The 12,863-nt window shown below is 37.7% G+C and carries 13 protein-coding genes; 3 read left to right on the forward strand and 10 right to left on the reverse strand.

The window, feature by feature from the left end; genetic code table 11:
• The first annotated feature begins 1 nt into the window (after position 1).
• Positions 2 to 643: a class F sortase gene (locus tag AC3EA5_RS16760; protein ID WP_488609348.1), complete on the forward strand. Its 642-nt coding sequence runs from the start codon at positions 2 to 4 to the stop codon at positions 641 to 643.
• Positions 644 to 660: 17 nt separating this feature from the next.
• Here the strand turns inward: AC3EA5_RS16760 and AC3EA5_RS16765 are convergent, their stop codons facing one another.
• The 7 genes from AC3EA5_RS16765 to AC3EA5_RS16795 form a co-directional block, all read right to left on the reverse strand.
• Positions 661 to 1,203 carry a P-loop NTPase family protein gene (locus AC3EA5_RS16765; RefSeq protein ID WP_488609466.1) on the reverse strand — a complete coding sequence of 181 codons (543 nt, stop codon included), beginning with the start codon at positions 1,201 to 1,203 and terminating at the stop codon, positions 661 to 663.
• The gene (locus AC3EA5_RS16770; protein ID WP_488609349.1) at positions 1,193 to 1,564 is read right to left on the reverse strand and encodes a VOC family protein; all 372 of its coding nucleotides are present in this window, start codon (positions 1,562 to 1,564) and stop codon (positions 1,193 to 1,195) included. The genes AC3EA5_RS16765 and AC3EA5_RS16770 overlap by 11 nt, the downstream gene beginning before the upstream one ends.
• 43 nt (positions 1,565 to 1,607) lie before the next feature.
• Complete coding sequence (locus tag AC3EA5_RS16775) at positions 1,608 to 1,949, reverse strand: DUF6054 family protein (RefSeq protein WP_488609350.1); 342 nt, start codon at positions 1,947 to 1,949, stop codon at positions 1,608 to 1,610.
• Positions 1,950 to 2,358: 409 nt separating this feature from the next.
• Positions 2,359 to 3,576, reverse strand: a complete 1,218-nt coding sequence (locus AC3EA5_RS16780) for an MFS transporter (protein WP_488609351.1) — start codon at positions 3,574 to 3,576, stop codon at positions 2,359 to 2,361.
• A gap of 198 nt (positions 3,577 to 3,774) precedes the next feature.
• Complete coding sequence (gene zupT, locus AC3EA5_RS16785) at positions 3,775 to 4,584, reverse strand: zinc transporter ZupT (protein WP_488609352.1); 810 nt, start codon at positions 4,582 to 4,584, stop codon at positions 3,775 to 3,777.
• Between the two features lie 88 nt (positions 4,585 to 4,672).
• Complete coding sequence (locus tag AC3EA5_RS16790; RefSeq protein ID WP_488609353.1) at positions 4,673 to 5,332, reverse strand: uracil-DNA glycosylase; 660 nt, start codon at positions 5,330 to 5,332, stop codon at positions 4,673 to 4,675.
• A 98-nt stretch (positions 5,333 to 5,430) separates the two neighbouring features.
• Complete coding sequence (locus AC3EA5_RS16795; protein WP_488609354.1) at positions 5,431 to 6,051, reverse strand: phosphatase PAP2 family protein; 621 nt, start codon at positions 6,049 to 6,051, stop codon at positions 5,431 to 5,433.
• A gap of 173 nt (positions 6,052 to 6,224) precedes the next feature.
• Between AC3EA5_RS16795 and AC3EA5_RS16800 the strand changes: the two genes are divergently transcribed.
• Positions 6,225 to 6,569, forward strand: a complete 345-nt coding sequence (locus AC3EA5_RS16800; protein ID WP_488609355.1) for a YflT domain-containing protein — start codon at positions 6,225 to 6,227, stop codon at positions 6,567 to 6,569.
• A 68-nt stretch (positions 6,570 to 6,637) separates the two neighbouring features.
• On the opposite strand, the gene AC3EA5_RS16805 is transcribed toward AC3EA5_RS16800, so the two are convergent.
• Positions 6,638 to 7,495 carry a DUF6612 family protein gene (locus tag AC3EA5_RS16805; protein WP_488609356.1) on the reverse strand — a complete coding sequence of 286 codons (858 nt, stop codon included), beginning with the start codon at positions 7,493 to 7,495 and terminating at the stop codon, positions 6,638 to 6,640.
• Between the two features lie 248 nt (positions 7,496 to 7,743).
• Positions 7,744 to 9,231 (reverse strand): peptide MFS transporter, encoded by a 1,488-nt coding sequence (locus tag AC3EA5_RS16810; RefSeq protein WP_488609357.1) that lies wholly within the window; start codon positions 9,229 to 9,231, stop codon positions 7,744 to 7,746.
• Positions 9,232 to 9,413: 182 nt separating this feature from the next.
• Between AC3EA5_RS16810 and AC3EA5_RS16815 the strand changes: the two genes are divergently transcribed.
• On the forward strand, positions 9,414 to 11,132 hold the full coding sequence (locus AC3EA5_RS16815; protein ID WP_488609358.1) for an ABC transporter ATP-binding protein: 1,719 nt from the start codon (positions 9,414 to 9,416) through the stop codon (positions 11,130 to 11,132).
• A gap of 50 nt (positions 11,133 to 11,182) precedes the next feature.
• Here the strand turns inward: AC3EA5_RS16815 and hflX are convergent, their stop codons facing one another.
• Complete coding sequence (hflX, locus tag AC3EA5_RS16820) at positions 11,183 to 12,454, reverse strand: GTPase HflX (protein WP_488609359.1); 1,272 nt, start codon at positions 12,452 to 12,454, stop codon at positions 11,183 to 11,185.
• Positions 12,455 to 12,863 lie beyond the last annotated feature (409 nt).

Genomic DNA, 12,863 nt, shown 5'->3' on the forward strand with positions numbered 1-12,863 from the left:
TATGAAGAAATGGTATGGTGGAATTCTCGGACTTAGTCTTCTTCTCACGGCTAGCCAAGCAGAAGAAGCAGCTCCGGAACAAACCGTAGAAAAACAAGAGGTTTCCAACACGGAAGCCTCTTCTTCTACAAAAATAGCTTTAACATTAAATGACAGCCAACTAACTGCTTCTAAACTTATAAAAGACGAACGTCAAGGGATTTCTCCTTCTCGATTACGGATTCCTGCTATCAATGTAGATGCTCCAGTAGACGCTACTGGCCTACTTGATAACGGTGAAATGGATGTACCGAATGATATTGTATCTACTGGATGGTTTGAAAATGGATATATGCCTGGTGAACCAGGTAACTCCGTAATTGCCGGTCATGTCGATGGCAAAAATGGACCTGCTGTATTTTACGATATAGGAAAATTAGAAATTGGGGATGAAGTGCTCGTTACTGGTGATGAAGGACAGGAGCTAACGTTCGTTGTTGAACGAGTAGAGATTTACCCAGTTGATGATTCTCCTTTAAGAGAAATCTTTGGCTTTAGTAACGGTAGTCGTCTGAATTTGATTACCTGTACTGGAGAATATAACAAAGAAGGTTCATTTTATGAGGATCGTCTAGTCGTTTATACGACCTTAAAAACAACTTGAAAAGAGTGAGTCGTCCTTTATACAGGATGATTCACTCTTTTTTCTGTTGCCGATTGTAAAGAAAGCCATTGATTAACTTCCCTCGGTGATTTAAGTGTTAATACTTTTGCTGGTGTTTTAGATAAGGTTTTTACAATTTCAGGTTTTGCATCCTTTGGAAATCGCCAAATCCAGCGCACAAATTCCCAATCGATTTTTTCTGGACAGTCTGTTCCCATATCCGGTCTAGTAGTCCCACGATAGGTCCATGCTCGTTTACATGCTCGATATACACAAAGAACATTTGAGAAATCGAGGAAAATAATAAGATCTGCATATTCAGCTCTCATGGCTAAAGTCGAATCATAATTGCCATCAATAATCCATTTAGGTTTAGCCATCTCGGTTTTAACTTGTTCAATAAACTCTGGTTTTGGAGAAGGTGTCCATCCCGGTTTCCAAAAAAGGGAATCCAAGTGGATAACGGGTAAACTCCACAATTCTCCAAGTTTAGTGGATAAGGTAGACTTCCCCGCTCCTCCAGAACCTACGATTAAAATACGTTTAAATTCAGGCTGCATCTTCTTCAAATGAACAGACTCCTATCGTATTGCCATCCAAATCTTTAAATTGGAAAAACTCCACATTCCCCCCACTTTGTACGGGAGAAGCTTCCACACCTGAATTCAGCATATGTTGATGTGTAGCATGAATATCTGTTGTATATAAATTGAACCACTCATGGTTTTCAGGCTTGGTAGAGCCCATCTGTGAAATACGTACGAGTGTAAACGCTGTATCACCACTACCAATATTCATTGCTGCGTACCCATTTTCTTCATCATGCCATCTTAATGTAAAGCCACACTTTTCTTCAAACCATTTAATCGAACGATACGTGTCTTGCACAGGTAAAAATACGGTGTCAATCCTCTTGAACATGGCCGTCTCTCCCTCGCAGTGCATATTTAGTAGCTTTATTCTATCAACTTATGATGTGTTCTGCTAGCGTCTTCTCGATACTATTCGCAAAACTGTCTCCCGCTCCCCAGTCAAAACGGAAAAACACGCCTTCCCCACCACCTGATGCAACCGCATGAAACTTAGTCGTACCATCAAAATTATCAATCGTCACAGTCATGGAAGCTCGATTGGACGTTCTCATGAAATATTTTTCTAATACAAACACAATAACTTCATTATCGCCTAAAGATCTTTTGTAGTAGTCAATTAACTTTCCTGAAATGCTTCCTCTAGTAAATCCATTATTAATCATATTCATCGCTTCACTCGGACTAATCTTAACGTTAAATTCTCTAACACTCATATGTAATCCCCCTTTCTATACTATACGAGATGAATATGGGAAAAGTTTCTAAATTTTTAAATACTGTTCAGAATAAAAATCGAATTCTTATCTTTTACGTTGAAGGAGAAATGAGGTGGTCTCTTTCAGTTCTTGCATCTCTTGTGATCAAACTTGCGCATAAGAAAAAATTGTTCTAACTATTTTTTTCTATACTATGAGCAAATTTCTAATTTCACTTTGTTATTATCAGTAGTGGAAGACGGCGACTCCAGCGGGAATAGCATGAGCTGAAGGCCCCGCAGAAGCGTAGCGACGAGGAGACTGAAGCCATGCCCGCGGAACGCGTCCGTCTGTAACGGTACTAATCACATAGAAAAAGGAACCATCTCTCAGTCACTAAATGACCTAGGAGACAGTCCCAGAAAAATTATTCAAGTTCTAATTGTTTTGTTTCTTTTCCTAAGAAAATGACAGCTAATACACCAATGACGATGGCAATACAGAATACGCCAAAAATCCAACCAATATCATAATTTCTCATAACTAAAGTACCGACCATTAATGGTCCTAAAATTCCACCGATTCGTCCAATGGCTGCGGCCATCCCAGTTCCCGTAGCACGAATGACAGCAGGATATTGTTCAGGAGAATAAGCATACAAAGCACCCCAAGCCCCCAAATTAAAGAATGACAAAAATGCACCTGAAACGATCAATAGCGTTGTTGTTTCGGCATTTCCAAAAACAAATGCACTCGCGGCTGTCCCCAGCAAATAGGTTACCAAGACAAATTTGCGCCCCACTTTTTCAATTAACCAAGCGGCTGTGAAATAACCTGGTAGCTGGGCAATCGTCATGATTAAAACATACTCAAAACTCTTAATCAAACTAAATCCTTTCATTACCATGACACTCGGCAACCATAAAAACATGCCATAATAAGAAAAGACAACTGTAAACCATAATATCCAAAGCATAATCGTAGGTTTCACATAAGGTTTAGACCACACTTCTTTAATATTTTGTATAAACGTACGATCTCTTACTCTTTTCGCTGTAAATTGAGGTGAATCAGGTAAATTCAAACGCAAGTAGATTGCGTAAAAAGCTGGTAATGCTGTAATAATCAAAGCTATTTGCCAACCATACTTTGGAATGATGAAGTAAGAAATTAAAGCAGCGATTAACCATCCAGCAGCCCAAAAGCTTTCAAGTAATACAACAACGCGTCCACGTTCTTTTGCTTCAACACTTTCAGCAACCAAAGTAGATGCTACAGGTAATTCTCCACCTAAACCCATTCCTACAAAAAATCTTAAGAACATAAATACACCAACAGACCATGCCAATGCCGAAAGACCACTAGCGACGGAAAATAACACAAGCGTTATAATAAATATCTTCTTACGTCCCACGCGGTCAGCAAAGATTCCAAATACGAATGCCCCGACTGCCATCCCAATGGAATTCACACTACCTATCCAGCCCATTTGTTCAGGAGTTAAAGACCACTCGATTGCAAGTGCAGCAATTACGAAGGATAAAATCCCCACATCCATTGCATCGAACATCCAGCCTAAACCTGCTATACCTAGTAATTTATTTCGAGAAATTGACTTCACTTCAGTTTCATTAATCGTTGTCATACTCATTCCCCTTGTCTTGACACATGTCATCATTTGTCTTTACACATCAGTATAGTTGTATAGGATCGTTCTAGCAATAGAGAAAGAAGAAGCTTGCAAACACGATAAGCACTTTCTTAATTGAAATCCAATTGCTTAAACTTTCCTGTAAATAAAAAAATGTGTTTCTAAATGAACTCTTAGAAACACACTTTTCCCTTATGCTAATAATAATAAACTCAAAGCCATAACAGCCATCCCACCAACTACACCGTAAATTGAAAGGTGGGCTTCGTCATACTTTTGCGCCGCTGGCAATAACTCATCTAATGAAATGAAAACCATAATTCCAGCAACAGCAGCAAAAATCATCCCAAACATGATTGGATTGAGGAAAGGCATCAATATCAAAAAGGCGACAATCGCTCCTACAGGTTCTGCTAACCCTGATAAGAACGACCACTTAAATGCTTTCTTTCGATTGCCTGTTGCGTAATAAATAGGGATAGCTACTGCAATGCCTTCCGGAATATTATGTATAGCAACAGCTACTGCAATGGCAATTCCTAAGTTAGGATCTTGCATAGCAGAAATAAAAGTCGCGATGCCTTCTGGAAAATTGTGAATTCCAATGGCCAAAGCTGTGAATAAACCCATCCGCATGAGTTTCGTATATTCATCATTGGTAGGCTTAATATCCATTTCTTCTACGCCCTTCACTTCATGAGGATTCGTAGATTTAGGTAATAATTTATCAATTAATGCGATGACTAATATCCCACTAAAGAATCCAATAACGGTCAACCAATATCCTTGAGTAGAGCCAAGCTCATCTACTAATGAGTCTTTTGCTTTCACAAATATTTCAATCATTGACACATAAATCATCACACCTGCTGAAAAACCAAGTGCTAAAGATAGAAATTTTGTGTTCGTTCGCTTCGTTACAAATGCAAGCAGACTTCCTATACCAGTTGCTAGTCCAGCAAACAACGTCAAGGCAAGTGCAAATAATACATTCCCGTCCATAATCCCACTACTTTCTATAATATCTATTGGACTTATTGTATGAGAAAAGTTTCCTTAACACAACTTATTTTCGTTTGGGGAATAATCACTATGACTTCTTATCGTCGATTTCCTTTAAATACTCACCGATTTGTTGCCAATCTTCTTCAAGTAAATCCCTTAATGATGGTCTGTAAAATATTGAAGCGGGGTGGAACGTTGGAACAATAGCATAGTCTTCTTGTGTCCAACTATAACCTTCATCATCAAGTTTTTCTAAATATTGAATCGATCTCTCTAATTTTTGTCCATGTAATTCTGTAACCTTGGCTTGCTTTCCAAGTAATCGTTGTAGACCGATTGTTCCTAAAGTGACAATAAGTCGAGGTTGGACATGTTTGATTTCATAATCTAACAATGGTGCATGTGCTAATATTTCAGGTGCTTTAGGTGCGCGATTATACGTTCTTTTAACAAGAGTTCCATCTCGTTCTTTTTTAGTTCCCCATTTAAACGGCCGACTTCTCACACTTGACGTGATATATACATCTTCCCGACTTAAACCGATACTAGCCAAAGATTTCATTAACTCTTTTCCAGCACGGCCTGTAAACGGAATTCCTGTTTCTATTTCGTTTTCTCCAGGTGCTTCTCCTATTAACATTAAGGAAGGGTTGTAAGGACCATAACTTCGAACAAAGCCTTGCACATCAAACCCATTTATTCGTTGTCTACCAAGTTCTTCAAGTTCGTCCGTAATCGAAATCATGTAATCCACACCCTTTCAACGAATTCGGTATCCATTCAATCTATACCCCAAAATAGAGAAAAAAAAAGCCTTACGTCAAAATTCAACGTAAGACTTGATTAATCTGCTAGTGGTTTTCGTTTATTCATCATTCGAGTACGCCATTCATACCACATGACAACGATAATGAAGAATGAATAACCTACCATCCAACCTGCCAAAACATCCGTACCATAATGATTATTCCCTGCTATACGAGAAAGTCCTACCAATAATGTGAGCGTGATGGCACTTATCCATACGCCAATTCGCCATTTTAAAGAAGCGTGATTTTCTGTCATAAAATACGCATATGTAAATAAATATAATAATCCAACCATCGCGTGATTAGATGGAAAACTAAAACTTGTCAACTGATGAGGCATATCTGGTCGAACACGTTGAATCCATTCTTTTAATAAATGATTTAAAAGGTTGCCTCCACCTACAGAAAACAAAACAAAGAGCATGCCACGATAATTTTCACGTCGAAACAGCAGAAAAAGTACTAACAACAGAGTCGCTGATGCAATCCAATAAGGTTCTCCAATATGATGGAAAAACCGAACGAATTCATTACCAATGAAGGCTTCACTAAGTTCTTGATCAAATTCAACCATTTCTTCATGTGTGAAATTAAAAAACAAGAGGACAAAGCCAATAAACATGATAATCCCTAAAGAAAAAAACCATTTTTTCAATCGAATCAACCTCCTTACGTTCAATTATTTTAGCATATTTTTATAAATTCAATTTGATACTAGGTCTAAAACATGTGACTTTCGTTCGAAATTCAACTAATTCCGTTTAAATTCTGTACAGAGAGGTAAAGTAGTAACGTGTCAGAGCAAATGATTTGAAGGAGGAATTTAAAATGAGTGTTACCTATAAAGAGTATTTAACGGATGAAGAAGCGATTCGCGGAATTCAAGAAATTAAAGCTAAAGGTGTACTAGAAGACGATATTTATGTCCTTACTCATGAAGATCACCGAACAAGTCAAGTTGCAGAAATGGCCGATGCGAACACGGTTGGTATTACTGAGCAAGGGTTAGGTACTTCGATTGCTAACGTTTTCCGTAAAAAAGGTGACGAACTTCGTGCACAATTCGAGGAGTTAGGATTTTCTAAACCCGAATCAGAACAGTTGGAACAAAAACTAGATCAAAACAAAGTAGTGGTAGTCGTTAAAAACTCACCTGCTGGATTTACTTATTAAAAGTTAATATAACAAGTATGAATAATAAAGATTAGGCCGTCTAAGATATTCTTAGACGGCCTGTTTTATTACATTTCCTGCGCATTATCGATGATTGCTTGCGGAATTTCTATTTTCTCAACTTCATTGTACTTACTATAGGTAGATTTTAGATTTTGAGCCAACTTCATCTCTTCCCCTTCAACCACCATCGTCATATCCATTATCATATTTAAAGCTGTTGTATTAAATGTTTCTTTATCGATAAATATTTCATAATTTACTTTTTCGATATTCATCTCTTTTAAAAGTTCTTGTTCTTCTACCATCATGTCAGGCATTGTATCGGCTAACTGCTTTTGAATTAATTCATTAAATTTATCACCTGAAGCTGCAAGCTTTAACACATAGGATGAATCAGTTTGTTCAAATGTAAAGTCATCTTTGAATGCTTCTAAATCTTTTAATTGTTTGGCAGGATCTGCTTGTTTTTGTGACATAGACATAATTTGCTCATACATATCTGAAGGCAACTTCGTCCATTGGTTTGACATGCTATCAAACATATAGAATCCTTGCTCTGTCATATAGCTTTCCATTTCCATATCATCCGCTTGTTCAGATGATGGCATGCCTGGCATAGTCATCGATGTTGTACCTTTTTGATACAAACTTAAAGGTTCAATCACCATATCCATATCCATTTTGGAAGTCGTTTCCATCGAAATTTCTTGTGATGGCACTTCAATTAGTTGTGTCATATCGATGTTTGCGCTTAAACTTTTGATACTTTCAGATTGCTCCATAGATTTCTTAAAGACATCTTGTAGAGTTAAATTACTCGTTTGTTCCGTTTTTGTGCCCGGAGTGGGGGTTGCTGTATCATTACATGCCACTAAACCGAATGATAAAGTTGTGACAGCTAGAAGCATCGACCATTTTTTCATCACGATAGCCACCGATCCTTTCAATTCATGTTCTTATGTTTACGAGTTTACATTGAAAAGGTTTCAATTGGAATTTTTTTATGGAGGAAAGGGAATTTTTAGGCAATAATTACTTACCGGTTATAGGTAAATTTGTTTAGATATAAAGAAAAAAACGTGAAGAATCGAATGAACTCATAGGTCGTAAAAAAGAGGCTTCCAATTAGTCAGATTTCAATGACTAACCGGAAAGCCTCTTTTTATATTAATTATCTAACTCCACGCATGTAACGTTGAATGATTGGAGCTGATAAGAATAGAACCAATGCCAGAACAATTGCAATGGCACCAATTACACCAAAGTACATAATTTCAGTTTCAGGATTGTACAACTTAACTACCTGTGCATTGATTGCTTGCGCAGCAGCACTCGTTAAGAACCACAGACTCATCGTTTGAGCTGCAAACGCTCCAGGTGCAAGTTTCGTTGTTGCAGATAATCCAACTGGAGATAGTAATAATTCACCCATAACTACTAGGAAGAAGCTTAATACTAACCAATACGGACTAACCAATGTATCCGTTCCGTTTAAGTATGCAGGAATAATCATAACTAAGAATGAAGATCCGGCAAAGAATAGTCCTAGTGCAAACTTTTTAGGTGTAGATGGTTGTCTTTCACCTAGACGAACCCATAGCCATGCAAATAGTGGAGCAAATGCAATGATGAATAATGGATTCAATGATTGGAACCAGGCAGGTGAAATCTCCCAAGAACCAATTGTTAAATCTGTACGTTGGTCTGCATATTGAGCCAAAATAATGGATCCTTGCTCAGCAATTGCCCAAAAGACCATAGCTGAAATAAATAATGGAATGTACGCAAGAACACGAGATTTCTCATCTGCATTCGTTTTAGAACTACGGTACATAACAATGAAGAAGATCGTTGGAATGACAATACCTAAAATCGATACAATCATTGTAAACAAATCAATTGTCATGATGCCTTGTTGAATTAAGAAATAACCAATTAGCATCACAATTGCAAAACCGATTAAAATTCTAGAAAATACTTTCTTTCTATCTTCCTTAGCAAGAGGATTCGGTACATATGATCCTGCCAAACCAAGATATTTCTTTTTCGTTACCATAAAGACAACTAATCCAAAGAACATACCAATAGCAGCAAGTCCAAATCCAAGATGGAAGTTATAGTTTAATCCAATTGTTCCGACAATTAATGGCGCAAGAAATGCCCCCATGTTGATACCCATGTAGAAAATACTGAACCCTGAATCACGACGAACATCGTTATCAGAATATAAATCACCAACAATACTAGAGATATTAGGCTTTAATAAACCTGTACCGATAATGATTAATGCCATTGAGATAAAGAGCGTGGTCAATCCGCCTGGTAATGCTAATACAGCATGTCCAAGCATAATTGCAATACCACCATAAAATACGGTTTTCGTTGTACCGAATAATCGGTCTGCAATCCATCCGCCAATAATCCCAGACATGTAAACGAGTGAACCATATACCGCCATAATGGAGTTTGCAGTAGATTGCTCTAAATTTAAACCGCCTTGATTTAGCTCATAGTACATATAGTAGAGCAAGATCGCACGCATACCGTAGTACGAAAAACGCTCCCAAAATTCCGTAAAGAATAAACTAAGCAAGCCTTTAGGATGTCCAAAAAATCCTTTTTGAGGAACTGATTGGACGATATCTTGTTTTGTTATCATGTTACATCCTTCTTTCCTCTATTTTAGAATAACTTTAACAGTGTATACTTCCCTTTTTTATTTGTCAAAAAACCTTCGAGCCTTGAAATAACTCACTTTCTTTCGTGTTTAGAAGCTTCTATTCGTTTTATATTTATTTTTCAGTTATAATTCTTTGTATCAAATCACCAAGGAGAACTCTCATGATTACGAAATTCTTTTCTTACTATCGTCCCCATCGAAGGTTATTTATCATCGATTTTACCAGCGCTATTATCGTAGCCATTTTGGAGCTCGCTTTTCCATTAGCTGTCCAGTGGTTTATTGATACACTTCTTCCAACTAAAGATTGGGGAACTATTGTTACTGTCAGTGTGCTACTACTTCTCGTTTATTTAATCAGCACGTTTTTACAATATATCGTCAGTTATCTTGGTCACAAGCTAGGCATCAATATCGAAACCGATATGAGAGAGCAGTTGTTCACTCATGTACAAAGACAATCATTCCGCTTTTTTGACAATACAAAAACTGGGCATGTCATGAGTCGGATCACCAATGATTTATTTGATATTGGCGAACTAGCACACCATGGTCCTGAAGACTTTTTCATCGCCATCATGACCTTTATCGGTGCCTTCGCGATTATGTACAATATCAATCCCGAGCTTGCCATTATCGCAATTATTATGATTCCTTTCCTAATTCTATTGGTTACATTCAGTAACATTAAAATGAATAATGCATGGAAGAATATGTACATAAAAATTGCAGATGTAAATGGGCGAGTTGAAGATAGTGTTTCCGGAGTTCGTGTTGTTCAGTCTTTTACAAACGAAGAATTTGAAATTCAACGCTTTCGAAAAGATAATGGTCAATTTAGATTGGCCAAGTTAGTTGCTTATAAAGTAATGGCTGGCACTCATTCGAGTATTTTCATGATGACCCGTCTAATGACGCTCGTAGTTTTGGTCGTTGGCGCATGGTTCTTAGTGAATGACCGTTTATCTTACGGCGAACTTGTTAGTTTTGTTCTATTTATTAATGTATTAATAAAACCAGTGGATAAAATTAGTGCGTTACTTGAACTTTACCCAAAAGGAATGGCTGGATTCAGACGGTTCCTGGATTTAATTGATCAAGATCCTGAAATTGTGGATCGTCCTCATGCTCACAAAGTGAATCATTTGCAAGGTAATATTACCTTTGACGATGTGCATTTTAGTTATGATCAGCACCAAACTGTCCTTTCTGACATTAACCTACAAGTAAAAGCAGGAGAAACGGTTGCATTTGTAGGTCCTTCAGGAGCAGGAAAGACGACCATTTGTTCATTAATCCCGCGTTTTTATGATGTCAATGAAGGATCCATCAGCATTGATGGTCTTGATATTCGCGATATGACCAAGCATTCCCTTCGCTCTCAGATTGGAATAGTTCAGCAAGACGTCTTTCTATTTACAGGCACCATACAAGAAAATATTGCCTATGGTAAAAAAGATGCTTCACCTGAAGAAATTATGGAAGCAGCAAGAAAAGCGCATTTAGAAGAATTCATTTCTGAACTTCCTGACGGATATGAAACTCAAATTGGTGAGCGAGGCTTAAAACTTTCAGGTGGACAAAAACAACGATTAGCTATTGCACGAATGTTCCTGAAAAACCCACCAATATTAATTTTGGATGAGGCAACCTCTGCTCTCGATACTGAGACAGAGAAAATTATTCAGCAATCTCTAACGGAACTTGCAGAAAATCGAACGACACTCATAATCGCTCATCGATTAGCTACTATCCGAAATGCGGATCGAGTCATCGTCGTTACAAAAGAAGGCATCGTTGAAGATGGATCTTACTCAGACTTAGTAGAAGCAGATGGTATATTCGCTCGTCTTCATAATATCCAGTTTGAACAAATTTAAAAGCAATGCATACAAAAACGCATGGCCAATGAAATCGGCCATGCGTTTATTTACTTACCTAATACAAATTCTTGGTAGCGATCATAATCGGCTTGTTTTAATTCCACTTTCATTAACGTCCCATCTTCCTCATATTCAGAGGATTGAACAGATGCTTGGTCATTAAGATAGGACACTACATCACCGCGTTCATAAGGAATTAACATTCGACATGTCTTATAATCACCAAAAATATTCGCACGAATCATATCGAGTAATTCGTCTAATCCCACACTCTCTTTAGCAGAAATCCAAATATTATTTCCGCTTACATGAGGGTAATTTAAACCTGCTAAATCCGATTTATTAAACACATCAAGTGTAGGTACATTTTCAACACCCACCGCTTGAAGAGTTTCGTTCGTTACTTGCATCATGTAGCGATGTTCTTCATTTGAAACGTCTACAACATGGAGCAACAAGTCAGCTTCTCTTGCTTCTTCCAGTGTGGAGCGGAATGCCTTCACAAGATGGGTTGGAAGCTTACTAACGAATCCTACTGTATCTGTTAACAAGAATTCCTTTTGATCTGGTAAACGAATTTGGCGCACAGATGTTTCAAGTGTTGCAAAAAGCATATCTTTTTCAAATACTTGCTTGTCATCAATTTGACCTGTTTTTGTTAGCAAACGATTCATTATCGTTGATTTCCCTGCATTTGTATAACCAACAATTGAAACGACTGGTACTTCATTTTTCTTACGTTGCTTTCGCTGAGTGTCTCGCTGATCTTTTACATGTTCTAAATCACGACGAAGTTTGGCGATTTGATCTTCAATTTTTCGGCGATCGAGTTCTAGTTTTGTTTCACCAGCACCTCTGTTTTTAAATCCGCCACCTGTGCCTCCACCTTGTCGACCTAAAGATGCCCGTAATCCGACTAATCGTGGAAGCATGTACTGTAATTGAGCTAACTCTACCTGCATTTGAGCTTCTTTTGACTTAGCCCTCCGCGCAAATATATCGAGTATCAACATCGTTCGATCAATCACTTTGCACTCAAGCGTTGCCTCTAAGTTTCGAATTTGAGATGGAGAAAGCTCATCATTGAAAATAACTAAATTAGCATCAGCCTCTTCAAAAAATGCTTGAATTTCTTCCATTTTCCCTTTCCCTACATACGTTGTAGGATTCACTCGATCTAAGTTTTGAGTCACTTCTCCAACAACCTCGACATTTAATGCTTCAGCTAAATTGTGCAATTCCTCTAACCCATATTCAAAATGCTCGTCTTTTTTTAAATTAACACCAACAATAATGGCGCGTTCGTTTAACTCATCCATTCATTCGTCCTCCTCATAATCTGCTGAGAGAAAATCGTTAACCCTTTTTTTACCAATAAATAAGTATAGAAAAAGAGAGCAGATGAGTCGCTCTCTTTCTTTGAAAATTATGTTTGGTTTTCAAAATGGACAGACCTATCCCGATTAAACTGCTCAGCAGTTCTTTGCATTATTCAGTTTCATCGCAAAGTGTTCCATCGGAATTTATAGTCAATCATTTGGAAAACCTCCGTTCCTTAAAGTAAAACTATCGTACCATACCCGTTAAAATAGTGACAACTCTTAAGATATGTGTCAAACCCACTCCAACCTCCACACTGAAAAGCGAAGCGAAAAGCTAAACAGCCTTTTCTGTTGGAAACTCCTGGGCTTTCGTGCATAGAATTCGATTTCGAGTGAAAGTTCTGTC

It is taken from the genome of Paenisporosarcina sp. (assembly GCF_057785155.1).

What these genes read in the sequence shown, in the direction of transcription:
- AC3EA5_RS16760 (WP_488609348.1), top strand. Translation starts at nt 2, where the DNA reads ATGAAGAAATGGTATGGTGGAATTCTCGGACTTAGTCTTCTTCTCACG.
- AC3EA5_RS16765 (WP_488609466.1), bottom strand. Translation starts at nt 1,203, where the DNA reads ATGCAGCCTGAATTTAAACGTATTTTAATCGTAGGTTCTGGAGGAGCG.
- AC3EA5_RS16770 (WP_488609349.1), bottom strand. Translation starts at nt 1,564, where the DNA reads ATGTTCAAGAGGATTGACACCGTATTTTTACCTGTGCAAGACACGTAT.
- AC3EA5_RS16775 (WP_488609350.1), bottom strand. Translation starts at nt 1,949, where the DNA reads ATGAGTGTTAGAGAATTTAACGTTAAGATTAGTCCGAGTGAAGCGATG.
- AC3EA5_RS16780 (WP_488609351.1), bottom strand. Translation starts at nt 3,576, where the DNA reads ATGACAACGATTAATGAAACTGAAGTGAAGTCAATTTCTCGAAATAAA.
- zupT (WP_488609352.1), bottom strand. Translation starts at nt 4,584, where the DNA reads ATGGACGGGAATGTATTATTTGCACTTGCCTTGACGTTGTTTGCTGGA.
- AC3EA5_RS16790 (WP_488609353.1), bottom strand. Translation starts at nt 5,332, where the DNA reads ATGATTTCGATTACGGACGAACTTGAAGAACTTGGTAGACAACGAATA.
- AC3EA5_RS16800 (WP_488609355.1), top strand. Translation starts at nt 6,225, where the DNA reads ATGAGTGTTACCTATAAAGAGTATTTAACGGATGAAGAAGCGATTCGC.
- AC3EA5_RS16805 (WP_488609356.1), bottom strand. Translation starts at nt 7,495, where the DNA reads ATGAAAAAATGGTCGATGCTTCTAGCTGTCACAACTTTATCATTCGGT.
- AC3EA5_RS16810 (WP_488609357.1), bottom strand. Translation starts at nt 9,231, where the DNA reads ATGATAACAAAACAAGATATCGTCCAATCAGTTCCTCAAAAAGGATTT.
- AC3EA5_RS16815 (WP_488609358.1), top strand. Translation starts at nt 9,414, where the DNA reads ATGATTACGAAATTCTTTTCTTACTATCGTCCCCATCGAAGGTTATTT.
- hflX (WP_488609359.1), bottom strand. Translation starts at nt 12,454, where the DNA reads ATGGATGAGTTAAACGAACGCGCCATTATTGTTGGTGTTAATTTAAAA.